The organism is Microbispora sp. H10949 (assembly GCF_014161435.1).
Lineage (GTDB): Bacteria > Actinomycetota > Actinomycetes > Streptosporangiales > Streptosporangiaceae > Microbispora > Microbispora triticiradicis.
In genome coordinates this window covers 315,182-339,368 of record NZ_JABBWZ010000006.1, presented here as the reverse complement: position 1 = coordinate 339,368, position 24,187 = coordinate 315,182, and the positions used below count along the sequence as shown (strand labels likewise).

The 24,187-nt window shown below is 72.0% G+C and carries 19 protein-coding genes and 1 pseudogene; 12 read left to right on the top strand and 8 right to left on the bottom strand.

Translation table 11 applies throughout. The features are described 5' to 3' along the window. Together dapD and HHX40_RS18015 are read left to right on the top strand one after the other, a co-directional pair. Nucleotides 1-966 carry a 2,3,4,5-tetrahydropyridine-2,6-dicarboxylate N-succinyltransferase gene (gene dapD, locus HHX40_RS18020; RefSeq protein ID WP_182873854.1) on the top strand — a complete coding sequence of 322 codons (966 nt, stop codon included), beginning with the start codon at nt 1-3 and terminating at the stop codon, nt 964-966. Between the two features lie 99 nt (nt 967-1,065). Then, nucleotides 1,066-1,242 (top strand): hypothetical protein, encoded by a 177-nt coding sequence (locus tag HHX40_RS18015; protein ID WP_182873855.1) that lies wholly within the window; start codon nt 1,066-1,068, stop codon nt 1,240-1,242. An 86-nt stretch (nt 1,243-1,328) separates the two neighbouring features. Here HHX40_RS18015 and HHX40_RS18010 read toward each other — a convergent pair whose 3' ends face one another. Next, a complete protein-coding gene (locus HHX40_RS18010; RefSeq protein WP_310738168.1) occupies nt 1,329-3,173 on the bottom strand; it encodes a glycoside hydrolase family 6 protein in 1,845 nt (614 codons plus the stop codon). 416 nt (nt 3,174-3,589) lie between these two features. On the opposite strand from HHX40_RS18010, the gene HHX40_RS18005 reads away from it, so the two are divergent. The 3 genes from HHX40_RS18005 (at nt 3,590) to HHX40_RS36795 (ending at nt 7,181) form a co-directional block, all read left to right on the top strand. Beyond that, a complete protein-coding gene (locus HHX40_RS18005; protein WP_117408628.1) occupies nt 3,590-4,567 on the top strand; it encodes a malate dehydrogenase in 978 nt (325 codons plus the stop codon). Nucleotides 4,568-4,684: 117 nt separating this feature from the next. Further along, the gene (locus HHX40_RS18000; protein ID WP_182881483.1) at nt 4,685-6,073 is read left to right on the top strand and encodes a dihydrolipoyl dehydrogenase family protein; all 1,389 of its coding nucleotides are present in this window, start codon (nt 4,685-4,687) and stop codon (nt 6,071-6,073) included. A gap of 58 nt (nt 6,074-6,131) precedes the next feature. After that, nucleotides 6,132-7,181 carry a hypothetical protein gene (locus HHX40_RS36795; protein WP_182881482.1) on the top strand — a complete coding sequence of 350 codons (1,050 nt, stop codon included), beginning with the start codon at nt 6,132-6,134 and terminating at the stop codon, nt 7,179-7,181. A 60-nt stretch (nt 7,182-7,241) separates the two neighbouring features. Here HHX40_RS36795 and HHX40_RS38235 read toward each other — a convergent pair. From HHX40_RS38235 to HHX40_RS17970, 5 genes and pseudogenes are all read right to left on the bottom strand, one after another. Further along, a pseudogene (locus HHX40_RS38235) lies at nt 7,242-7,634 on the bottom strand (DUF998 domain-containing protein); the annotation flags it as partial. Nucleotides 7,635-7,799: 165 nt separating this feature from the next. Further along, nucleotides 7,800-9,485, bottom strand: coding sequence for an alpha-amylase family protein (locus HHX40_RS17985; protein ID WP_182881481.1), 1,686 nt, complete (start codon nt 9,483-9,485; stop codon nt 7,800-7,802). A gap of 124 nt (nt 9,486-9,609) precedes the next feature. Further along, nucleotides 9,610-9,813, bottom strand: a complete 204-nt coding sequence (locus HHX40_RS17980; protein WP_117408627.1) for a cold-shock protein — start codon at nt 9,811-9,813, stop codon at nt 9,610-9,612. A 212-nt stretch (nt 9,814-10,025) separates the two neighbouring features. Then, entirely contained in the window at nt 10,026-10,964 is a 939-nt protein-coding gene (locus HHX40_RS17975; protein ID WP_244302188.1) for a phosphotransferase enzyme family protein, read from the bottom strand. A gap of 22 nt (nt 10,965-10,986) precedes the next feature. After that, nucleotides 10,987-12,450, bottom strand: coding sequence for an XRE family transcriptional regulator (locus HHX40_RS17970; protein ID WP_117408620.1), 1,464 nt, complete (start codon nt 12,448-12,450; stop codon nt 10,987-10,989). A gap of 239 nt (nt 12,451-12,689) precedes the next feature. On the opposite strand from HHX40_RS17970, the gene HHX40_RS17965 reads away from it, so the two are divergent. Further along, complete coding sequence (locus tag HHX40_RS17965; RefSeq protein WP_117408619.1) at nt 12,690-12,977, top strand: hypothetical protein; 288 nt, start codon at nt 12,690-12,692, stop codon at nt 12,975-12,977. Between the two features lie 159 nt (nt 12,978-13,136). On the opposite strand, the gene HHX40_RS17960 is transcribed toward HHX40_RS17965, so the two are convergent. After that, nucleotides 13,137-13,829 carry a DUF427 domain-containing protein gene (locus tag HHX40_RS17960; protein WP_310738167.1) on the bottom strand — a complete coding sequence of 231 codons (693 nt, stop codon included), beginning with the start codon at nt 13,827-13,829 and terminating at the stop codon, nt 13,137-13,139. A 188-nt stretch (nt 13,830-14,017) separates the two neighbouring features. On the opposite strand from HHX40_RS17960, the gene cysS reads away from it, so the two are divergent. Further along, nucleotides 14,018-15,385 (top strand): cysteine--tRNA ligase, encoded by a 1,368-nt coding sequence (gene cysS / locus HHX40_RS17955; protein ID WP_182881479.1) that lies wholly within the window; start codon nt 14,018-14,020, stop codon nt 15,383-15,385. 310 nt (nt 15,386-15,695) lie between these two features. On the opposite strand, the gene HHX40_RS17950 is transcribed toward cysS, so the two are convergent. Further along, nucleotides 15,696-16,823: a glycosyltransferase family 4 protein gene (locus HHX40_RS17950; RefSeq protein ID WP_182881478.1), complete on the bottom strand. Its 1,128-nt coding sequence runs from the start codon at nt 16,821-16,823 to the stop codon at nt 15,696-15,698. 144 nt (nt 16,824-16,967) lie between these two features. On the opposite strand from HHX40_RS17950, the gene HHX40_RS17945 reads away from it, so the two are divergent. The 5 genes from HHX40_RS17945 to HHX40_RS17925 all read left to right on the top strand — a co-directional run bounded on the left by HHX40_RS17945 (nt 16,968) and on the right by HHX40_RS17925 (nt 24,186). Beyond that, nucleotides 16,968-17,765: a PIG-L deacetylase family protein gene (locus HHX40_RS17945; RefSeq protein WP_182873864.1), complete on the top strand. Its 798-nt coding sequence runs from the start codon at nt 16,968-16,970 to the stop codon at nt 17,763-17,765. A gap of 5 nt (nt 17,766-17,770) precedes the next feature. Beyond that, nucleotides 17,771-18,961 carry a lysylphosphatidylglycerol synthase domain-containing protein gene (locus HHX40_RS17940; RefSeq protein WP_310738166.1) on the top strand — a complete coding sequence of 397 codons (1,191 nt, stop codon included), beginning with the start codon at nt 17,771-17,773 and terminating at the stop codon, nt 18,959-18,961. A gap of 228 nt (nt 18,962-19,189) precedes the next feature. Beyond that, entirely contained in the window at nt 19,190-22,534 is a 3,345-nt protein-coding gene (locus HHX40_RS17935) for a BTAD domain-containing putative transcriptional regulator (protein WP_117408613.1), read from the top strand. 241 nt (nt 22,535-22,775) lie between these two features. Beyond that, nucleotides 22,776-23,300 carry a DedA family protein gene (locus HHX40_RS17930; RefSeq protein ID WP_138462113.1) on the top strand — a complete coding sequence of 175 codons (525 nt, stop codon included), beginning with the start codon at nt 22,776-22,778 and terminating at the stop codon, nt 23,298-23,300. Beyond that, a complete protein-coding gene (locus HHX40_RS17925; protein WP_182881477.1) occupies nt 23,293-24,186 on the top strand; it encodes a D-alanyl-D-alanine carboxypeptidase family protein in 894 nt (297 codons plus the stop codon). Before HHX40_RS17930 ends, HHX40_RS17925 begins: the two co-directional genes overlap by 8 nt. The last annotated feature ends 1 nt before the right edge of the window (nt 24,187 follow it).

Here is a 24,187-nt window from a genome sequence, read left to right as displayed (position 1 = left end):
ATGACAGCTATCGACTCCACCTCTGGTGCGTACGGCATCGGCCTGGCCACGATCGCCGCGGACGGCACCGTGCTGGACACCTGGTTCCCCTTCCCGGCGCTGGGCGAGCCCCCGGCCGTGGGCACCGAGCCGATCTCCCACGAGGACCTGGGCGAGGGCATGGCGGAGCTCGTCGGCCCCGACCCCGCCCGCGGCGTCGAGGTCGTGGCCGTGCGCACCGGCGTCGCCGACCTGGCGGCTCCGCCGGCCGACGCGCACGACGCGTACCTGCGCCTGCACCTGCTGTCCCACCGTCTGGTCCGGCCGCGCGGGCTCAACCTCGACGGGATCTTCGGGCTGCTGGCCAACGTCGTGTGGACCAACCACGGCCCGTGCCGCGCGGAGGGCTTCGAGGAGGTGCGGCTGCGCCTCCGGGCCCGCGGCCCGGTGACCGTGTACGGCGTGGACAAGTTCCCCCGGATGGTCGACTACGTGCTGCCCGCGGGCGTGCGGATCGCCGACGCCGACCGCGTACGGCTCGGGGCCCACCTGGCGAGCGGCACCACCGTCATGCACGAGGGCTTCGTCAACTACAACGCCGGCACGCTCGGCGCCTCGATGGTGGAGGGCCGGATCTCCGCCGGGGTCGTCGTGGGCGACGGCTCCGACGTGGGCGGCGGCGCCTCGATCATGGGGACGCTGTCCGGCGGCGGCAAGGAGGTCATCTCGATCGGCGAGCGGTGCCTGCTCGGGGCCAATTCGGGCATCGGCATCTCGCTGGGCGACGACTGCGTGGTGGAGGCCGGGCTGTACGTCACGGCAGGCACCAAGGTCGCCCTCCCGGACGGGCAGGTCGTGAAGGCCAGGGAGCTGTCGGGCAAGTCGGGCCTGCTGCTGCGCCGCAACTCGACGACCGGGGCCGTCGAGGCGGTGTCCAGGGAGAGCAGGGGCATCGAACTCAACGCCGCGCTGCACGCCAACGACTGATCTCCCCTGCCGAGGCGCACCCTGAGATGACCCTGAGTCTGCCCTGAACTTGGCCTTCGGCCCTGTGAGCGGGGGGAGTGCGGCCCGTACCGTGAAGGCATGGGACGCATTCTCCTCATCGCAGCAGCCGTCGTCGTCGGGTTCTTCCTTCTCGGCTCCGTGATCGGGCTCATCTTCGGCGCACTGAAGTGGGTCCTGATCATCGGCGCGATCGCCCTGATCGTGTCGGTCGTGTTCAAGCTCACCCGGAGCAGCCGGTCGAGCCACTACACCTGACCGGCGCGGTACACGCAGAAAAGGGGCGGGCCCCGTCGCGATCGCGACGGGGCCCGCCTTCTTGTGCGCCTACGCGGTTCCTCGGGTTACGAGATGGGCGGGTAGGCGTTCGCCAGGAGCTGCTGGAACTGGGCGGAGAACCAGTGGCCCGACAGCGGCGCGTTGGCGAGCGCGCCCGTCAGGTTGTTGCCGTTCAGGCTGTTGCCGTGGTAGGTCGGGTCGCACATCGGGTCGGCGCCCTTGCCCTCGTCGTTCGGGATCTGCGCGCTGGCGCCGTCGGACTCACCCGGAGGCTTGATCCAGACGTAGGCGTCGAGACCGGTGGCGGGGTTCGCCCTCGGCCGCTCGCCCATGCCGGCACCGGACTGGTTGCACCAGTTGCCGGCGTGGATCCGGCGGTCGACGCGGGACTCGTTGACGAAGGTGTCCACGTTGGTGGACGTGCTCGCCTTGGTCGGACGGGCCGAGCCGCCCCAGCCGTTGCGGGAGGTGTCGATCAGCATGCCCAGCGTGTTCGGGAAGCCCTTCGCCACCAGGGCGTTGCGCAGGCCGACCGCGAAGGTCTGCTCGTCCACGTAGTAGTTCCAGTCGACCCACTTGGACTGACGCACCGACTGGCCGTTCACCGAGGTGTTGATGGTGAAGTACGGCTCGGACAGCGCGGCGAAGTTGGCGGTGTTCGTGATGAAGCCGTCGACGCTGTTCACGCCCGCGGTGGTCCCGGACGCGACCTGGTGGAAGAGGTTCACCACCGGGCCGAAGTTGGTGTCCCAGCCGAGCCAGGCGTGGTGCGCCGCGTCGATGTAGGTGTAGACGTTCCGGATCGCGTGCAGCTTGTTCAGCGCGTACTGCACACCCTGGACGTAGGCGCCCGAGGACTGGGCCTCCTGGCACGCCTGGAAGTTGCTGACGTTGGTGATCAGGTTCGGCAGCGAGTCGGGCTCGATGATCGTCACGATGCGGAGGTTGGAGTACTTCGAGTCAGCCATGATCCCGGCGATCACGTCGATGTACTCGGACTTGTACCGCGCGAGGCCGTTGTTCGCGATCTTCAGCTCACCGTTGGAGGCGAGCGCCGAGCAGTCACGGTTCGGCAGGTCGTAGATGACGACCTGGATCGTGAGAGGCGCGCTGCCGTTGGCCGCGTCCTGCCTGACCGCCTCGTCCAGGTGGTCACGCAGACCCAAGCTGTTCTGGCCCGCGGAGCCGGAGCTGATCGCGGCGATGCGGTCCAGCCAGACCGCCGTGGAGGTGTTGGCGATCTTCGAGCCGCCCGGCTCGTTCGACGCGCTCCTCGACCAGTCCGGGTTCACGTAACCCGTGGCGCCGGAGTACGGGTTGTCCACGTGGGTCCCGGGCGGCGGCGGCGAGTACGACGGCGACTGGGACGGGGACTGCGACGGCGACTGCGAAGGAGACTGAGACGGCGACTGCGAGGGGGACTGCGAAGGAGACTGAGACGGCGACTGCGAAGGAGACCGCGACGGCGACTGGGACGGCGACTGCGACGGCGACTGCGGGGTGCCGTTGCAGGACACACCGTTGATCTTGAAGTCGGTCGGCGACGGGTTGCTGCCGGTCCAGGTGCCGTTGAAGCCGAGGCTCGTCGACGCGCCGGTCGCCAGCGACTTGTTCCAGTCGAGCGCGGTCGCGCTCACGTTGCTGCCCGACTGGCTCCAGTTGGCCGACCAGCCCTGGGCGACCTTCTGGCCGCTGTTCGGGAAGGTGAACGTGAGCGTCCAGTTGCTGAGCGCGTCGCCCAGGTTCTGGATGGTCAGGTTGGCGGACATGCCGCCCTGCCACTGACTGGCGGAGTAGGTGACTTTGCAGGAGACCGCGGCACTCGCCGAAGTGGCGGTGGCCACGGCCGCCGTGGAGCCGATCGCGAGCACGGCCGCCGCGACCAGGCCGCGGCGCACCGTGGAGCTCACGGCTCCCGGTCGGGGGGTGGATCTCATTGGGAAGGTCCTCCTGGCGGTGGTTTCTGCGCTTGGGAGCGCTCCCACGAACCATAGGCACCACCCCCGGCGCCGTACAGAGACCCGTCAAGACCCACATCGCCACGGAAAGCCCACCCGGCGTGTACCCGCCGCCCGAACAGGGCATCCATGGTGACGTTACGCCCGAAGACGCCTGCGTGTTACGTGAAAGTTTCACCCATTCATCCGCGAAACACGTGGCCAGGGGCCTACTGCGCGTCAACCCGCCTCCTCCGCGCGTTCCGCCGGGCGGCCCCGGCGGAACGCCCGGCACGGACGGCGCCGGACACGAACCTGACCTGGTCACGAGGGGACGGGATCCGGCGGGTAGCATCCGTGAGTCACACATATCGCGAATGGGGATCGTCATGACCGTCAAAGTGACCGTCACCGGCGCGGCCGGCCAGATCGGTTACGCGCTGCTGTTCCGCGTCGCCTCGGGCCAGCTTCTCGGGGCCGACACCCCGGTGAAGCTCAGCCTCCTGGAGATCCCGCAGGCCGTGAAGGCGGCCGAGGGCACGGCGATGGAACTCGACGACTGCGCGTTCCCGCTGCTGCGCGGCATCGAGATCTCCGACGACCCGGCCCGGGCCTTCGACGGCGCCAACGTCGCGCTGCTCGTCGGCGCCCGCCCCCGTACGAAGGGCATGGAGCGCGGCGACCTGCTCGAGGCCAACGGCGGGATCTTCGGCCCGCAGGGCAGGGCCATCAACGACAACGCCGCCGACGACATCCGCGTGCTCGTCGTGGGCAACCCGGCCAACACCAACGCGCTCATCGCGCGGTCCGCCGCTCCCGACGTGCCGGCCGAGCGGTTCACCGCGATGACCCGCCTCGACCACAACCGCGCGCTGTCGCAGCTCGCCGGCAAGCTGAGCGTCCCGGTGACCGAGATCAGCAAGATGACGATCTGGGGCAACCACTCCGCGACGCAATACCCGGACCTCTTCCACACCGAGGTCGGCGGCAAGGTCGCGGCCGAGCTCGTCGAGGAGGAGTGGCTGCGCGACACCTTCATCCCGACCGTCGCCAAGCGCGGCGCGGCGATCATCGAGGCGCGCGGCGCGTCGTCGGCCGCGTCGGCGGCCAACGCGGCGATCGACCACGTGCACGACTGGGTGAACGGCACGCCCGAGGGCGACTGGACCTCCGCCGCGGTGCCGTCCGACGGCTCGTACGGCGTGCCGGAGGGCCTCATCTCGTCCTTCCCCGTCGTGTCCAGGAACGGCCGCTGGGAGATCGTCCAGGGTCTGGAGATCGACGCGTTCTCCCGCGAGCGGATCGACGCCTCGGTCGGCGAGCTGGTGGAGGAGCGCGACGCCGTCAAGGCGCTGGGCCTCATCTGACGAACGACCCGACGACCGCGTGAGGAGGGGGCGGGCCGGTCACGGCCCGCCCCCTCCTCACGTTTTTCCCGGTGTTCCCGTACGTGCACAGGGGCCGTCTGCGGGCAGTGGACGGGCATGACTGGAGACGGGGCCTACGACGTTGTGGTGCTCGGCATGGGACCCGGCGGCGAGGGCGTCGCGGGACGGCTGGCGGAGGCGGGGCTCGGCGTGGCCGCCGTGGAAGCCGGCCTGATCGGGGGCGAGTGCGCCTACTGGGGCTGCGTCCCCTCGAAGATGATGGTGCGCGCGGCCGACCTGCTGGCCGAGGCCCGCCGCGTGCCCGGTGTGGCCGGGTCGGTCCGGGTGACCCCGGCGTGGACCCCGGTGATCGACCGGATCACCGGGGAGGGCACCGACGACTGGAGCGACGCCGACAGGGCCGAGCACTTCGAGAGCGCCGGAGTCGAGGTCGTCCGCGGCCGCGGCCGCATCACCGGCCCGCGCGAGGTGACCGTGGACGGCCGCAGGCTGCGTGCCCGGCGGGGGATCGTCGTCGCCACCGGCACCACTCCCGCCGTTCCGCCGATCGACGGCCTGGAGGGCACGCCGTACTGGACCAACCGGGACGCCGTCGTGGCGCGGCGGGTGCCCGAGTCGCTGATCGTGCTCGGCGGCGGAGCGATCGGCTGCGAGCTCGCCCAGGTCTTCGCCCGGTTCGGCGCCCGGGTCACGATCGTGGAGGGCGCCGGCCGCCTGCTGCCCCGCGAGGAGCCGGAGGCGGGCGCGCTGCTGGCCCGCGTGTTCGCCGGGGAACGCGTCGAGACGCACACCGGCGTCGCCGTCGAACGGGTGCGGCACGACGGCGACGGCTTCGCGCTGACGCTCGGCGACGGCCGGATCCTGCGCGCCGCACACCTGCTGGTGGCGACCGGGCGCAGCGTCGACCTGGCGGCGATCGGCGCCGGGAACGCCGGCCTGGACGAGAAGGCACGGTTCGTCGAGGTGGACGACCGGATGCGGGCCGGCGACGGCGTCTGGGCGGTGGGCGACGTGACCGGCCGCGGCGCCTACACGCACGTCGCCGTCTACCAGGGCAGGATCGCCGCCCGCGACATCCTCGGCGAGGGCGGGCCCGCCGCCGACTACCGCGCGGTGCCGCGCGTCACGTTCACCGACCCGGAGGTCGGCGCGGTCGGCATGACCGAGCGGGAGGCCCGGGAGGCCGGCGTCGAGGTGCGGGTGGGGTTCGCCGCCCTCGGCGACTCGGCGCGGGGCTGGATCCACGGGCCGGGGCACGAGGGCCTGGTCAAGCTGGTCGAGGACGCGCGGCGCGGGGTGCTCGTCGGCGCCACCAGCAGCGGTCCGGCGGGCGGCGAGGTTCTCGGCGCGCTCGTGGTGGCGGTGCAGAACGAGATCCCCACCGCACGCCTGCGGCACATGATGTACGCCTATCCGACCTTCCACCGTGCCGTCGAGGACGCGCTGGAGACCCTCGACCACCGGCAGGCCGATATCAACACGTGACAGAACCGGCCGGGTCCCGGACGGGTCCAATGCATGACATCCCGGAAAGGAGATGATCATGCGGCACCCCACCCGGCCGATCACACGGGGACTGACCGGCCTCGCCCTGACCATGCTGGCCCTCCCGGCGCTGGCCATCCCGGCGGCAGCACCCGCCACCGCCGCCGCCGCGCAGGCGCGGGCCTCCCACGGCACGATCCACCACACGATCCGCTACGCGTCGGTGGACTCCTGCCCGGGCAAGGACGGCACCGCGACGCCCTGCCACACCTGGCGGCTGGACCTGCTCGACGGCAGGCGGGTCGCGCTCAAGGACGCCATGCTGTGGCCGCTGACCGCCAAGGGCAGGCCCGACAGGACCAACAGCGCCCCGCTCACCGTCAGCGGCGACGGCGAGTCGGTGGCCTACTTCCGCAAGTCCGACCACCGGCTCGTCGTACGCGAGTTCCACGGCGGGGTTCAGGGTGGCGTCCGCGTGATGCCGAGGAATCCGCTGCCGCGCGGCGTCGGCATGAACGCGGCCTGGCTGAAGCTCTCCCAGGACGGCGACCGCCTCGCCCTCGGCTACACCACGGGGGACGGCCACACCCGGGTCCGCCTGTTCGACGTGGCGCGGGCGAGCGCGACCGGCACCACCCCGGAGACGGACGGGTTCGCGGGCTTCAGCGGGGACGGCTCGGCCGTCCTCCTGCAGCGGGCCGGCGACGAGAACACCATCGGGCTGGCCGTCCACGACGACACGGGCGCCGAACTGGCCGCCGCCGTCCCGCCCCAGATCGTGGCCAACAACGGCCCATGGGGACTGTCCGCCGACGACCGCACGGTCGCCTACGTCACCGGCCTCGGCGAGAAGGCGAGGCTGCGCTTCTACGACGTCGCGACCGACCAGGCGACGGGCTCGGTCCGCTTCTCCCTGCCGAAGGACGCCGCGCTCGACATGATCGACTGGACCGGCGGGCACGAGGTGACCCTGCACCTGGTGCGGTCGCGGGGATCCCGCGACGTGGTGACCGTCCTGAAGGTCGACACCGAGACGGGCCGGACCCGGGTGCGGGACTCCTACAAGGTCCGCTCCGGCGCCTTCGCGTACCTGAGCTGCGGCGGCTGAGGCCGCCATCACCAGCAGCGCCGCCACCTCCGAGACGACGGTCAGGCGCTGCGTGAGACCGGCGGGCACCATGCCGGGGTCGAGGCCCAGCGCGCGGAGGGCGTACGGCACGACCACCAGGACGAGCGACCCGAGCGCGACCGCGCACAGCAGCCGGACCGGCCGCGACCGGGTGGCCCTGGCGACGAGCAGCCCGGCCAGCGGAAGACTGACGAACGCGGCGAACGCCGCGTAGCGGTGGATGCCCCCGGACACCGACAGGGACAGCCCCGGCCGGTCGGTCGGGAACCCGGCGACCAGCAGCAGGCAGCCGCTCCACACGCCGACCAGCAGGGCCGGGCGCCGGTCCAGCCGCGCCAGCCGTACGGCGAGCACGGCGGAGCCGGCCGCGAGCAGCGTCAGCGAGACGGGCAGCAGCAGGCCGTGCGGCGCGAAGGCGTACTCACTGATCATGTCCGTCAGCGGGTCGAGCCCCGCCGTCAGATGAAGCACGAACATCACGGCGGCGCCGGCGGCGACCAGCGTGTATCCCAAGACCATCCCCATGGCTCCTCACTGTGGCCATGGGGATGGCGGCGGCCCATCGGAGATCCACCGGAGCCGCCCCTGAGGCGTCCCCTAGGAAGGGTCTGCGGAGTCGGCGGGGGCGGTCTCGGGGGCGGAGGCCCGGAACCAGCGGCAGCCGTACCGGCCCATGGGGAAACCGGCCCTGCCCGAGTCGTCGATCTCGATCCGGCCGTCCACGAGCAGGTCGGTCAGCACCTTCGACGAGTCGAACCCCTCCAGCGTGAGCTCCACCTCGGTCTCGGCGTCGCCGAGGTTGTGCACGGCGACGACCGTCTCGCCGTCGCAGTCCGCGCGGTGCGCGAACACCGCGTCCACGCCCGTGTCGAGCACGGTGTACTTCCCCCAGGCGAACTCGGGGCAGTCGCGGTAGTGCCGGATCAGGCGGGTGATCCACGCCAGGAGCGAGTCGGGGTCGCGTTCCTGGGCGCTGACGTTCACCTTCTCCGGGCCGAAGTCGCCCTTCGGCATGGGGATGCTCACCTTGGAGGGATCGGCGTCGCTGAAGCCGCCGTTGCGGTGCGGGGTCCACTGCATGGGCGTCCGTACGGCGAGACGGCCCTCGATCTCCAGGTTCTCCCCCATGCCGATCTCCTCGCCGTAGAAGAGCACGGGTGTGCCCGGCAGGGAGAACAGCAGGCTGTAGACCATCTTGATCCGCTCCAGGTCGCCGCCGAGCATCGTCGGCAGGCGGCGCCGCAGGCCACGCCCGAACACCTGCATGTCCTTGTCCGGGCCGAACGCCGCGAAGACCTCCTCGCGTTCGGAGTCGCTGAGCTTGTCGAGCGTGAGCTCGTCGTGGTTGCGCATGAACGTCGCCCACTGGCTGTCCCTGGGCGGGTTGGGCCGCTCCCGCAGCGCGGCGGCGAGCGGCCGGGCGTCCTCGCGCGCCAGCGACAGGTACGTCCGCTGCATGCTGATGAAGTCGAAGCACATGGTGAGCTCGTCGCCGAGGTCGTTGCCGAAGTACTTCACGAGGTCCGGGTACGGCAGGTTGACCTCGCCGAGCAGGATCGCGCTGCCGTCGCGGCGGCTGAGGAACGCCCGCAGGCAGGCGAAGAACTCGTGCGGGTCGGGCAGGTCGTCACCGCTGTCGGTGACCTGCTCGATGAGGAACGGCACGGCGTCCACCCGGAACCCCGACAGGCCGAGCTCCATCCAGAAGCCGAGGATGCGGGAGATCTCGTCCTGCACCTCGGGGTTGGCCGTGTTCAGGTCGGGCTGGAACCGGTAGAACCGGTGGTAGTAGTACTGCTCGGTCTTCTCGTCGTACTCCCAGAGGCTGTCCTCCTTGTCGGGGAACACGACGCCCTGGGGGTCGTCCGGCTCCGGCTTGTCCGACCAGATGTACCAGTCACGGTAGCGGGAGTCCCGGCTGGAACGCGCCTCCTTGAACCAGGGATGCTGGTCGGAGGTGTGGTTGACCACGAGGTCGGCGATGACCCTGATGCCGCGGTCCCTGGCCACCCGCATGAACTCGACGAAGTCGCCGAGCGTCCCCAGGCGCGGGTCGACGTTGTAGAAGTCGGTGATGTCGTACCCGTCGTCCTTGTCAGGGGTCGGGAAGAACGGCATCAGCCAGATGCACGTGACACCCATCCTGTCCAGGTGGTCGATGCGCTGGATCGCGCCCCGGAAGTCGCCGATCCCGTCGCCGTTGCCGTCGGCGAAGGTCTCGATGTCGAGGCAGTACACGACCGCGTTCTTCCACCAGAGGTCGGAGGTCATGCTGAGTCTCATGACCGTTCCCGCTTCCCGGCAAAGGAACGGCAAAACATCGGGCCCGCGCCGCCGGAACGGCGCGGGCCGACGCGGTACCGCTCGTGCGGCCGCTCACGGCCGCACCGTCACCGAGGGTCACGATCTACAGCGGCGTGACCTGTTCGGCCTGCGGTCCCTTGGTGCCCTGAACGGTCACGTAACTGACCCGCTGGTTCTGGTCCAGCGTACGATAACCGTTCGACGTTATCGCCGAATAATGAACGAACACGTCAGCGGTGCCGTCGTCCGGAGCGATGAAACCGAAGCCCTTTTCCGAGTTGAACCACTTGACAGTGCCTTCAGACAACTGCTTCTCCTTCTTGGAAGCCGCACCATGTTCCCAGGTCGGGAGCATGAGGCTGCGTAGCGGAATCGTCGCCCATCCGCGTGGGACGCTGGAATGGCACGCACGCCCGCCGCCGGGAACAACCCGGGTGCGCTTTTCACAGACCACGTTTTTGGAAATCGTCCACTGCGACACTCACAGCCTGTACGGACAGTACCCGCGATTACCTGAGGCTATGCCGGTGCCGCCATGTACCAGCGGGCGTGGCCGTCACCGCGCGTGAGCGAGTCGAGCCGGCGGGGCAGCTCCTGGCGGGAGAACGGGTCTCCGGCGGCGTTGCGGATGTGGATGCCCACGGCGTACATGTCCCGCACCTCCATGAGCGTGCCGTAGCCCGGCCACTGCCGAAGGTCGGAGCCGTACGCGTGGGCGAAGCCGTCCACGTCGTCCGTCGACAGCCCGAAGCGGCGCTGCCCGTGATAGGTGTGCACCAGGTCCCACTCGCGCGGCCCGACGGCCACGCCGTCCCAGTCGCACAGCACGACGTGCCCGTCCTGGCGGCGCAGCAGGTTGTCGATCCACGCGTCGCCGTGCAGCAGCACCGGCGCGCCGGTGTCCAGGTCGCGCCAGCGCCCGGTGAGCTCCTCGATGCGGTCTCTCAGCCAGGAGCGCTGCCCGGGGGTGAGCACCTCGGCCCGCTGCTCCACGGCGTGCCGCACCTCGGCGAGCGGGTCGGTGAGCGCCCGCAGCCCCATCGGCGGCACCGGCTCACGGTGGAGGCTGCGCAGCACCCGGCCGAGTTGCCGGGTGGTCGGACGGCCCCAGGAGGGGACGTACCGCCAGAAGGTCACCGCGCGGCCCTCGTGGACGATGGGCTGGCCGGGAATCTCGTCGACCGGCCGCACGGTCGGGAAGCCCCGGTCGGCGAGCCAGCGGGCGACCGCCAGGACCACCGGCAGGCGGGTCAGCGCGTCCGGCGCCGTCGCGATCCGCACCACCATCTCCCCGGCCGCCGCGCCGCCACCGGCGGCGTTCGCGCGCAGCTTGAAGACGGCGTTGCTGCGCAGCCGCATGAGTTGCGCGCCGCGCGCGTCCACGCCGATCCGCGCGCAGACCTCGCGCAGGACCTCGAACGCCTCCTCGGCCAGCGACGGGCGTTCCATGATCCTCATGCCGGAGGTCCTCACGACGGCGTCAGGCGTTCTCTGCGGACGGGAACAGCCCGCTCAGCACGAGCGCGGGCGACGACTCGGCCAGCACCTGCCGCAGGCGACGCACGGCGGGCAGAGCGGGATCGGCGTCCGCGAGCAGAGCCCTGGCCCGCGTCACCACGATCGAGGTGCGGTGCTCGGCCGGCACCTGCCGCAGCGCCTCGGCCGCGATCCGGCAGGCCTCCTCGTGGTCGCCGGTCCTCGCGAGGTGGCTCGCCTGGTCGAGCAGGATCAGCGCCGGGTCGATCGTCTGGAAGCCCGGCGGGAACGTGTCCATCCCCTGGATCTTCTGGGCGTCCCCCAGCTCGATCAGGGTCCCGGTGCGGTAGAACGTCATCCGCTTCTCGGTGAAGACGAAGGCCAGGTCGTCCTGGCTCATGCCGCGCATCCGGGCGAAGATCTGCTCGGCCTCGGCGAGCGCGATCCTGGCCGCTTTGCCGTCTCCCATCCTGGCCAGCGCGCGGGCCTCGGCCGCCGCCGCCAGCGCCGCCGGGGAGCTGGGCGCCGAGCCGGCCAGCATCCGCGCCTCGCGGGCCAGCCGGACGGTCTCGTTCAGGTCGCCGTAGTAGTAGAGGAGCATCGTCTGCTGGGCGCGGACCAGCGCGCGCAGCCGCAGGTCGCCCACGTCGTCGGAGGCGGCGCGGGCGGTGCCGTACCACGCGTGGGCCTGGCGCGTGTCGCCCAGCTTCATCAGCGCGTCGGCGGCGAGCAGGGTGAGCATCGTGGTCGCGGTGAGCAGGCGGCGCTGAACCGAGGACGGCTGGCGGGCGGCGCTCAGCCGGCGCACGTCGGAGATCTCCAGCATGACGCGGCAGAGCATGGGCATCGGCGGGGTCGTCATGTACTCACGGCGGTAACGCAGGACCTGCTCGTCCAGCCGGTCGAGCTGGTCCTCGTTCACCGTGCCCAGGGCGAGGGTGCGGTCGAGCTCGTGACGGATGCCCTCGACCTCGGCGAAGAACCGGCCGTTCGGCGTGCCCAGCAGCATCGCCTGGTGGAACAGCGCCCGGCGCTCGGCGTCGTCGGCGGTGAGGTCCTCGGTGCGGGCCTGCTCGCCGGTCTGTCCGGGCCCCACGACGACGATCCGCTGCCCGCCCGTGTCCTCGCAGTAGTCGGCGGCGAGGCCGAGCCGCACGGCGTTGGCACGGTACAAACGGGCCAGCAGGTCGATCGTCTGCGGGCGGGGGCGGGCCCGGTTGTTCTCCCAGGCGTTCAGCAGGTCGATGCTCGCGTGCGGGTGCCCGAGGTCCTGCTGGTCACACAGGTGCTCCAGCTCCTCGATGGCCTGCCGGGCCGACCAGCCGCGCCCGAGCCGGTGGGCCTTCAGCAGGCTCACGCCGCAGCACCCGTGGATCGCCTGGACGGTCTGCCACAGCGTCCACTGCCGTATCTGCGCCTGTTCGCGCCAGCGTCGCGCGCAAGCGGGTGAGTGCTCTCCGCGGGCCATGGACACGCCCTCCGTTTGTGCAGAGTCCCCGTTTACGGTTGTTTCCCCAACGTAAAGGAGCAGGCACCCAACCCCCCGCGACTGTTATGCGTTCGTGGCCGGGAACCCGTGTGCGTTCCACGGAATCGAGGTGAGTTCCCTGGTTATTGCGCGGTTTCGCGGGATCCGGACGATTGCCGGTGTGTCGTAGCGGGTTCACCCTTTCCGGTGATAGGTCCTGACGTTCCCCGGAGGCGACGATGACGACGGTAGACCGAAGTGCGGCGATGGACCATCTGGAGCGGCTCGCGGCCCAGCTCGAGGCTCACTCGTTCCAGGTACGCCTGACTGCGCCGGCAGGCCTCTACCCGCGTCTGCGTGTCATCAACCCCATGGAGCCCACGATGGCCGAGGACGTGCTGGCGTCCAACGCCAGCGACGGCGAGTGGTGGTACTGGCTGTCCTGGGCGGGCCGCATCGGCCACGCCTCGGACGTCGTCACCGCCGCCGAGCGCATCGCCAGCGTCCTGCACGTCATCCGCCGCTGACCCGACGCTGACCCGACGCTGACCCGACGCCGGCCGGACGGCACCGCGGGGACGAACCAGTGGGACGGCGCGCCGGCCGGGCCGGCCCCCGGCGCAGCGGTCCCCCGCCCGCGCGACGGTCCCGTCCGGCCGGACCAGCACCCCGCCCGCCGTGCCGGGTCAGGCGAACTTGGTCTTCGGGCGGGGCTGGAGAACGCCGTCGATGTAGACGTCCACCTTCTCGTCGTAGAAGGCGACCAGTCCGGCGATCTTCTGGGACTCCGGGAGCGGGGTGGGATAGGACCAGACGAGGTCCCTGCCCTGCTCGTCCTCGCCGACCGACCAGTACTCCGCCCGCCCCTTGTACGGGCAGCGCGTCACGGTCTCCGACGGCCGCAGCAGGTCCAGCCGCACGTCGGTCTTGGGCAGGTAGTACCGCGGGGGCAGGCCGGTCTCGAACAGGATGCGGGGACTGCGCGAGTCGGCGACGGTGACGCCCCCCACCTCCACCCGGACGTGGCGCGAAGCGGCCAGGACGTCCACCCGGGTGTAGGGGTCGCGGGCGTGGACGAAGACCTCCTCGTCCTCCTCGAACCAGTTGTCCATCGCGTCCCAGTCGAAGCGGACGTGCCCGCGGATCTCGGGCAGCGGCGCGTCGTCGCCGTGGACAACGGCGGCGCCCGGCCTGCCGGCCACGTCGTGGACCGGCGCGTCGCCCCTGCTCGGCGAGTGCCGCGTCTCGCCGGTGGCCTTGAGCGCGTCCATGCGGACGTCCTCCACCGGGAAGTAGTACGTCGGGTAGTAGGGAACCTCCCAGACCAGCAGGGCGCGAGTGGTGTCGGCCACCGGCAGCCCCTCGACATAGACGCGCACGCGCTTGGCCGTCGGCTCCACCCGGACACGGCCCCGTTTCGTCGGCTCCATGGCAGCGGCAACGAGCGGGCGAGACGTCCTTATTCCCCCACCCTCACCCGCCCTCACAATCGACATTTCCCGGTGTGCGAACCCGGGTCGGCCCGCACTATCGACAGCGAGCGGATAAGTCGCTTACCCTCGGCTAGGTGGGTCTTCGCCTTTACGATACGCATCGCCGCGCCGTCCGCGATTTCGTCCCCCGAATTCCCGGAAAGGTGTCGATTTATCTCTGCGGCCCCACCGTCGTCGTTCCGCCGCATGTGGGACAGCTCAGGTCGCAGGTGAACTTCGATATTCTGCACCGCTGGCTGAAAAGCAGCGGATACGAGGTCCTGCTCTGCCGTAACGTCACCGACATCGAGGACAAGATAATCGGCAGGTCACTTTCCGAGGGAATTCCCTGGTGGCGGATCACCGATCCCGTGCACCGCGCCTTCGTCCGCGCCTACGCCGCCCTGGGCTGCCTTCCTCCCAGCGTGGAGCCACGGGCGACCGGGCACATCCCCGAGATGGTCGAGATGATCGAGGAGCTCGTGGCGGCCGGGCACGCCTACGAGGCCGACGGCAACGTCTATTTCTCGGTCGACTCCTATCCACACTACGGGTCCCTTTCGCGGCAGCAGGCCCGGCATCTCCGGGCGGCCGAGGAACACGAACGCGGAAAACGCGACCCTCGCGATTTCGCGTTGTGGAAGAGCGCCAAGCCCGGCGAGCCGGTGTGGCACTCACCCTGGGGCGAGGGGCGCCCGGGGTGGCATCTGGAATGTTCCGCGATGGCCCGCCGATATCTCGGCACGGAATTCGACATCCACGGCGGCGGAGCCAATCTCATATTCCCGCACCACGAGAACGAGATGGCCCAGTCACGGGCCGCCGGAGACGCGTTCGCGCGATTCTGGCTGCATAACGGACCGGTCACCCAGGGCGGCGAGAAAGTGCGTAAACACCTGCGCAACCCGCTGGCCCTCCCGGCCCTGCTCGACCGCGTACGGCCGGCCGAACTCCGCTATTACCTGGCGGCCGCCCATTACCGGTCTCCGGTGGAATTCAGCCTCGACGCCCTGGACGAGGCGGCCGCGGCCTACCGGCGCGTCGAGAGGTTCGTGATGCGGGTGGGCTCCGACGCCGCCGCTCCCCTTCCCTCCCCCCTTCCCGCGCAGTTCAGCGCGGCGATGGACAGCGACCTGAACGTGCCGCAGGCCCTGGCCGCCGTCCACGCGGCGGTGGCCGACGGCAACGCCGCGCTGGCCGCCGGAGACCGCGAGAGGGCGGCGCGGGAATGCCGCTCGGCCCGGGCCATGCTGAATGTCCTCGGCCTGGACCCGCTCAGCGGGAACTGGCACCGGGAAACACATCTGCAGGAAGTCGCGGCGGCGGTGCTGCGGGTGGTTCGCGATCTCGCCTCCGCCAGCTCCCGGCAGGGTGATCACGATCGCGCGCGGGCCATGGAACAGCACATCGAGACGGCGCTCGCTAATCGGCGCCAAATCGAGCACCCCGTCCTTATCAGATAGATCACGAGCCGCCCGCCGGTGAGTGAGCGTTCACATCCCCGGCCCCGGCCCGCGCCAGGCCCTCCGCGGCGGCGGGAGACGCCGGGGTGACCGGACGGCGGATGTTACAAGAACAAGAACTGACGCACGGAGGGTAATCCTGGCCAAATCATGGGAATCATGACGGCACCAGCCGAGCGGACACCGCCGAAAGGAGGGCCGGATGAAGAAGGTGCAGATCGTGCAGCGACCGCGGCCGCCGAGAACGCCAGCCCCGGTCGACCTGCGCACCCCCTCGGGAAGGGTCCTCCCGTTCTGAACGCGGCTTCGGTCAGCCCCTGGCCAGCTCGTAGCAGCGGGCGAAGCCCTCCAGCACCGCGGGCCAGGAACACCTGACCGGCTCGGTCTCCCGGTTGTGCTCGGCGATCGACTGCCGCAGGGCGGAGTCGCGGGTCAGCCGGACGACCGAGGCCACCAGGTCGTCGAAGGTACGGCCCAGCAGGCCCTCCTTGCCGGGACTGACGAAGTCGGCCACGCCGCTCTGCGCCCGTGCCACGACCGGCACCCCGGCCGCGCGGGCCTCCAGCGCGGCCAGCCCGAACGACTCGCGCGGGGCCGGGGCGACGAACACGTCGGCCGCGGCCAGCAACGCCCTGATCTGCTCCCGTGTGTACCTGCCCGGCAGGGACACCCAGCCCATCCGCCGCTCCCGCAGATAACGCTCCATCCGCCCGCGGGCGGGGCCGTCCCCCACGATCGTCGCGCGCATCGCGATGTCCCCCGGCACCCGCGCACGCGCCGCCTCCAGCAGCTTGAGCAGCCGCAGCGGCTGCTTGCGCGGCGCCAGCCTGCCCACCGCGACCACGTGCACGGCCCCGTCCGCCAAGCCGTCCACCGGGCCGTCCACGGGCCCGTCGACCAGCCCGTCCGCCGGGCCGGGCCGCCAGGAGGTCACGTCGAGCCCGTTCGAGACGACCTGCACCGGCACGCGCGGACCCGCCACGTCGCGGATGGGCCGGGCGGCGGCCTCGCTGACCGCGCTGACGACCAGCCCCCAGCGCCGCCAGCCGAAGGCGCCCTGCAGCGCCCGGTACATCCCCCGGGTGACCGGGTCCCACATGCTGTGCACGGTCGCGACCACCGGAAGCCCGGCCCGCACCGCCGCCCGCACCCCCATCCACGCGAACGGCGAGACGGCCCCGGTGTGGACGTGCGCGACGTCGTACCGCCCGCTCGCCATGATCCGGAGCAGGTGGGCGGTCCCGCGCGGGTGCACCGGCAGGTCGAACGGGAGGTTCGCGACCACCCGGTGTACGCCGGGCAGCGGCTCCCCCGGCGTCGCCGTCACCACCTCCACCTGGTGGCCCGCCTCACGCTGCGCCCTGACGAGATCCGCGACCTGCACCTCGATGCCTCCGAGCCGCGGCAGGTAGCAGTCGCTGACGTGGAGAATCCTCACCGGGTCAGCCTGACAGAGCGCGCGATGCCCATCAAACCGGCCGCTCCCCGGCAGGGGTGGCGTCGCGGGACGCGGACCACGTGGGATCATGGCACGAGGACGACACGTGGTGGAGCACACTATGACAACGTTCCGTGGGGCGCGATGAGCACAGCGGTGTTCTTCCACGCCCATCCCGACGACGAGGCGCTGCTGACGGCCGGAACCATGGCGATGCTGGCCGACGAGGGACACCGGGTGGTGCTCGTCGTCGCGACCGCCGGAGAGCGCGGCCTCGCCGAACTGCCCAGGGGCGAGGAACTGGGCAGGACCAGAATGGACGAGCTGTACCGCTCGGCCGCGGCCCTCGGCTGCGCCCGGGTCGTGCTGCTCGGCTACGGCGACTCCGGCCTGGCGATCGACGGCGGCGTGGCCGACGACCGGCCCGACAACGCGTTCATCGACGCCGACGTCGAGGACGCGGCGCAACGGCTGGCCTCGGTGCTCAAGGAGGAGGCCGCCGACCTGCTCACGATCTACGACCCGGCGGGGGGCTACGGCCACCCCGACCACGTGCAGGTCTACCGGGTCGGCAGCCGGGCCGCCGAGATCGCCGGCACGCCCATCGTGCTGGAGGCGACGGTCGACCGCGACCTGCTACTCAGGGGCGTACGGCTGGCCGCCAGGTTCTACCCGGCGATCGACGTGCGGAGCTTCGAGCGGGCCTACTCCCCGCGCGACGCGATCACCCACCGGGTCAGCGTACGCAGGTACGCGAAGGCGAAGCGCGCGTCGATGGCGGCCCACGCCAGCCAGGCGACCGGCGGTGACGGCGACCGCACACTGGGCGCCATGCTCAGGATCCCCGGTCCCGCCTACCGCTTCGTCTTCGGCACCGAGTGGTTCGTCCGCCGGGGGCTGCCCAGAGGCACCCGCCTCAGGCATCCGTTCGACTCCCCCTAGGGGACGTGATCCTCCGTGAGGAGGAGCCGGGCGGTCTCGCGGCCCGGCAGACTGAAGGCGACCGGAGACCGGACTGGGGGCATTCGCGGGTGAACAGGAAGTGGCTGCAGATCGCGCTGTCCACGGTGTCGCTCGGGCTCGCCGTGGCCCTGGTGGTCTACCTGCCGCAGATCGTGCACACGCTGACCGGCGCGACCGTGAGCTGGCACGAGATCGGCCTGCGGTTCGGCGGCCTCGGCTGGCAGACCATCGCGCTGATGACCCTGCTCTGGCTGGCCAGCCTGTATGCGTACACGTACGTGATGACCTCCGCCCTGCCCGGCCTCACCCACCCGCAGGCGCTCACGCTCAACGCGGCCGGCAGCGCGGTCAGCAACCTGCTGCCGTTCGGCGGCGCGGCCGGGGTGGCCCTGACGTTCGGCATGACCCGCGGCTGGGGCTTCGCGAACCGGCCGATCGTCGTCTACACGCTGGTCACCGGCATCTGGAACTCGCTGTTCCGGTTCATCCTGCCCGCCGTGGGGATCGCCTGCCTGCTGATCGCGGGCAAGGCCACCAACCCCACCGTCGCCAAGGCGGGCTGGGCCGGCGCGGTCTCGATCCTCGCGCTGGTGGCCGTGGTGGCGGCCGCCCTCTACTGGGACCGCGCCGCCGCCCTGCTCGGCCGTGCGCTCGACCGGCTCGTACGGCTCGCGCCCCGGCGGTTCCGCCCGGCCGAGCACGCGGCGTCGGCGGCCATCGAGCGGCTGCGCAGGGACACGGCCGGGATCATCCACACCCGGTGGGCCGGGCTGTCGCTGGGGATGGTCGCGTTCCTGTCGCTGCAGTGCCTCATCATGGCCGCCTGCATGGTCGCCACCGACTCCTACCCGGGGCCGGCCGAGACCGTCGCCGTGTTCGCGCTGAGCCGCGTCCTCACCACCGCCCTCGTCACGCCCAGCGGGGCGGGGATCATGGAGGGCGGCGTCGCCACCCTGCTGATCGGGGCGTTCGGCCAGCCCGCGGGCGGGGCCACCGCCGCGGCCGTGCTGTTCGGCTTCTGGACGTACACGATCGAGATCCCGTGGGGCGGGCTCGCGCTCGGCGGCTGGGCGCTGCTGCGCAGGCGGGAGGCGCGGGCCGCCGGGCCGGACGCCGACCCGGACGCCGACCCGGACGCGGACCCGGCCGCCGTGCGGCACTCCCGCGCCCTCTGAGCCTCCTGCCGGTCTTCCCGCCAGTCCTCTGGCCAGTCCTGCCGCGAGACTCACCCCGATATCGCCCGTGATCACCCGGTTGATCGCCTAATATCGCAGGGCGAGAAGGTGAGGGCGCACGGCTTGGGGAAAGCCTTGTGCCCGCTTCGGGGCGCGCATACGGTGACGCCTGACAGACGCCTGCCACCCCGTCCGCCCTGGCACACGACAACAGCAGAGGAGCGCCCCATGACTCCCCCGACGAGCCCGGTGACGTTCCGGGTCCTCGGGCCGGTGGGGGCGCACGACGGCGCCGCCGAGCTCGACCTCGGCGGGCTGCGGCAGCGGGCGGTGCTGGCCCGCCTCCTCGCCGCGCGCGGCCAGGTGGTGCCGGTGGACACCCTGCTGTTCGACCTGTGGGACGACGACGCGGCCAAGGGCGCGCAGTCGGGCCTGCAGGTGTACATCTCCCGGCTGCGCCGGGTGCTGGAGCCGAACCGGCCGCGCGGCGGGCCGAACCGGCTGCTCGTGACCGTCGCGTCCGGCTACGCCCTGCGCGCCGCTCCCGAGCAGGTCGACGCGCTGCGCTTCGAGGCCACGGTCCGGTCGGCCGGAGAGCGGCTGGAGGAGAACCCGCAGTCCGCCCGGGCCCGGCTGGAGTCGGCGCTCGCGCTGTGGCAGGGCACGCCGTACTCGGACTTCGCCGACCAGTCGTGGGCCGAGGCGGAGGTGGCGCGGCTCAGCGAGCTGCGCCTGGTGGCCAGGGAACGGCACGCCGACGCCGGGCTGCGGATGGGCCTGCACGCCGAGACCGTGCCCGACCTGGAGGCGCTGACCACCGAGCACGCCCTGCGCGAGGAGGGCTGGCGGCTGCTCGCGCTCGGCCTTTACCGGTGCGGGCGCCAGGGCGACGCCCTGGCCGCCCTGCGCAGGGCCCGCACGATCCTGGACGACGAGCTGGGCATCGACCCCGGTCCCGCGCTGCGGAAGCTGGAGTCGGACATCCTCGCCCAGGATCCCGGGCTCGACCTCGTGCTGCCCGCGCCCCGCCGGCCCGTCGAGATCACCGCGACCTGGCCGCCGCGCCCGGTCGCGACGGGGGACGCGCCGCCGCTGGAGCCCGAGCCGTTCGTCGGGCGCGACGCCGAGCTGGCCGCGCTCGCCTCCGCCGTGCCCCGCGCGCAGGCGGGCCGGTTCACCGTCGCCGTGATCAGCGGCGACCCCGGCGCGGGCAAGACGACGCTCGTACGGCGGCTGTTCGAGCGGCTGGAGCAGGAGGGCTGGATAGGGGCGACCGGCGGCTGCCCCGACAGCACGGCGACCCCGCCGGGCTGGGCCTGGGTGGAGGTGCTGCGCGCCCTCATCTCCCGCAGGGGCGCGGGCGAGTACGCCGCGCTGCTCGCGCCGCTGCTGGACGACGCCGCCCCGGACACGGGCGACGACGAGACGTCGGGGGGCTTCCGGCTGCACCGGGCGGTCGGCGGCTACCTGTCCGCGGTCGCCAGGGAGGCTCCGCTGCTGATCCTCCTGGAGGACCTGCACTGGGCCGACGACCAGACGCTCGCGCTGCTGCGCGCGCTGCCGAGCCTGCTCGCCGCCAGCCGGGTGCTGGTCGTGGTGACCTGCCGCGACGGCGAGCTGAACGACCAGCAGCAGGACGTGCTGGCCGCGCTCGCCCGGCTCGACCCGGTGCGGGTCGGCCTCGGCGGCCTGGACGACGCGGCGGTGGCGGAACTGGTCCGGGCGACCTGCGTGCGCGAGGTGGACGAGGAGGTCGTCAGCACGATCGTCGAGCGGGCCGGGGGCAACCCGTTCTTCGTGAAGGAGACGGCCCGCCTGTTCGAGGCCGAGGCGGACATCTCCGAGGTGCCCTCGGGCGTGCGCGACGTGTTGCGGCGGCGGATCGCCCGGCTCCCCGAGCGGGCCCAGCAGGTGCTGCTCCAGGCCGCGGTGATCGGCCGCGACGTGGACGTGGACGTGCTCGTCGACGTCTCGGGCGACGAGGACGCGGTGGTGGACGCGGTCGAGGCGGCGCTGCTCGCCGGCCTCGTGACCGAGCCCGGCCCCGGGAAGCTCAGGTTCGACCACGACCTGGTCAGGGACACGTTCTACTCCGACGCCTCCCGGCTGCGCCGGTCGCGGCTGCACGCGGCGGTCGCCTCCGTCATCGAGCAGCGCAGCCCGAACGACGTCGCCGCGCTGGCCCACCACTACGACGCGGCGGGCACGGTGGAAACGGCCGCCAAGGCGGTGCGGTATGCCGGCCTCGCGGCCGAGCAGGCCGAGCGGAGGTTCGCCCACCGGGAGGCGGCCACCCTGTGGCAGCAGGCCATCGCCGCCTTCGACCGGGCGCACGCGGGCCGGGGACCCGTACGGAACCGGCTGGAGTTACAGCTGCGCATGATCAGGGCGCTGGCGCTGTGCGGCGACATGACCGCCGCCCGCGCGCACCGGGGAGAGGCGATGGCGGTCGCGCTGCCGTTCGGCGACCTGGAGCTGACCGCCCGCGTCGCGGCGGCCCTCGCGGTGCCGCACAAGGGCATCGCCCGCGACTTCACCCGCACGGCCTGGGAGATCGTCGACGTCACCGAGAAGGCCCTGGTCGAGCTGCCGGCAGGAGAGCAGTCGCTGCGGGCCAGCCTGCTCGCCACGCTCGCCCTCGAACTGGAGGGGTCGGCGACCGAGCGCGGCTACCAGGCGTCGCTGGAGGCCGAGGAGCTGGCCAGGTCGAGCGGCGACCCCGCGCTGCTCGCCATGGCGCTGAGCGGCCGGCTGCGGCAGTCGTACACGCTGACGCAGGTCGACGAGCGGGAGACGATCGGCCGCGAACTGCTGCGGGTCGGCGCGGAGTCGGGTCAGATCGCCGTGCAGACGCTGGCGCACCTCGTGCTGCTGGAGTGCGCGGCGGCGCGGGGCGCCTTCGCCGAGGCCGACGAGCACCTCGCCCAGGCCGAGCGGCTCGGACGGCGTTACGACCTGCCCGCCCCCGCCGCCGTCGGCGCGTGGTACGCCGGGCAGCGGCTGATGATCACCGGCGACTACGCGGGGGCCGAGCGCGCCTACCGCAACGCGGCCCGGCTGACCGCGCGCGCGGGCATGCTCGAAGGCCGCCAGGACCTGCCGCTGATCGCCACGTTCTGCCTGCACCTGGTGGACGGGCGGGCCGCGGAGATGGTCGATCCGCTGAGCGAGGCCCACCAGCGCGGCGCCAAGTGGACGCTCGACGCCTACGCCGTGGCGCTCGCCGCCGCGGGCCACGACCGGGACGCCCGGGTGGTGGCCGCGAGCCGGGAGCCGGTCCGCACCGACTTCCTCTACGAGCTGACGCTCATCTGGCGCGCGCTCGCGGGGATGCTGCTCGACGACGAAGGCAGGATGCGGGAGGCGTACGAGAAGCTAGCGCCCTTCCACGACCGCATCGCCGGGGCGGGCACGGGGGTGGTCGCCCTCTGGCCGGTGGCCAAGACCCTCGGGGATCTCGCCGTACGGCTCGGCCTGCCGTCCCGGGAGCACTACGAGAAGGCGCTGGCCGTGGCCGAGCGGGTGGGTGTGCCGCGCTGGGTCGCCGAGGCCGGCGCGGCGCTCGGCGGATGAGCCCCGGCCCGCGCCGGAGCTGCGGAGGCGAGTTCGCGAAGGCCCCTGTCGGTGGTGGGCGCGTTCCCCGGCCGCGTCACACCGCACAACTTCGCGAACCCGTCGCCTCGTTGTTTTCGTCACTCTCAGGTGTACGGAGGGTGGATTGACCGTGAGTTGCCATCTGCTTGCAGACATGGCGTTCGGTGACGCTAAGGTGAGGCTTGCCTGATGACTCCCCCCGGACCGGTGGTGAGAGCACGTGCGAATCCCTGACCCCACGGCGGCCTCGGTGTTCGGCCTGCCCCTGTGGCTGGTCGTCGCGGTCGGCGCGGTCGCCCTGTTCGGCGCGTTCCAGGCGTACTACTGGATCGGCCGCAGGCTCGGCGACGCCCTCTACCGCTCCCGGGTGGGCCGCAGGATCGGCCGGGAGCGCATCGAGCGCGTGGAGGGCGTGGTGCGCCGGTGGGGCGCGCTCGCCGTGTACGGCTGCTTCTGGGTGCCCGGTCTCCGGCACACCCTGCCGTGGGTGGCCGGCGCGCTGCGGGTGGACTACCGCTGGTATCTGGTGGCGAGCGCCCTCGGCTGCCTGACCTGGGTGCCGGTGACCTCCTTCGGTCTCTACTCGCTCCTGTGGGCCTGGCTGTCGCTCGCCGCCCGGTCCCCGGCGCTGGCCGCCGCGGCCGTGCTCGCCGCGGCCGTCGTGGTCGCGCTGCTCCTGCGCCGCCGCAGGAACCGGCCCGGCGCCCCCGCCCCCGAAGCCGTGCGATCATGTCGGGATGCGTAACGGGGTACTCATCGCGCTGACCGCCGCCGCCCTCGTCACGGCAGGGGCCGTCGCGGCGCCCGCGGACGCCCGCCCGGTGTCCGCGGAGCCCTCTGGGACAGCACACGCGGCGCGGTCCTCAGCACGGTCCGCGGCGCCGTCGGTGACGGCCCGCGAGGCCTATCTGGTCGACGTCACGACGGGAACGATCCAGTTCGCCAAGCGGGAGACGCGGCGGGTGCCGGTCGCGAGCCTCACCAAGGTCATGACCGCGTACGTCGTCCGCCGCCGGGCCCGGCTGGACGACGTGCTGACGATCACCAAGGCCGACGTGAAGCACGCACTGGCCGGCGGCGCCTCGGCGGCGGGGCTGCGGGCGGGCGAGCGGCTCACCGTGCGCGACCTGCTCTACGCGCTCATGCTGCCCTCCGGCGCGGACGCCGCGCACGCCCTGGCCGAGCGGTACGGCCCCGGGACGGCGAAGTTCGTGGCGCAGATGAACGACACGGCGAAGCGTCTCGGGCTGCGCGACACCCGTTACGCCAACCCCGACGGGCTGCCTTCCAAGGGCTACTCGACCGCCCGCGACCAGGCGACGCTGGCCGTGGCCGCGCTGGGGGACCCGGTGATCGCGACCGTCGCTCGGAGCCCCAAGCGCGCGGTGACGAAGTCGCGCCTCCACCGGGCGCACGTGTGGCGCAACACCAACGAACTGCTGAAGGACGGCGCGGTGGGGCTGAAGACCGGCTACACCCGCCAGGCCGGATACTGCCTGTCGTTCGCCGTCACCCGCGACGATCGCACGTACGTCGGGGTGCTGCTGGGCGAGCGCAGCGAACGGGCGCGCTACACCACCGCGCGCAGGCTCCTCGACTGGATCGACGAGCAGGGGCTCGCGCTCCCCTGAG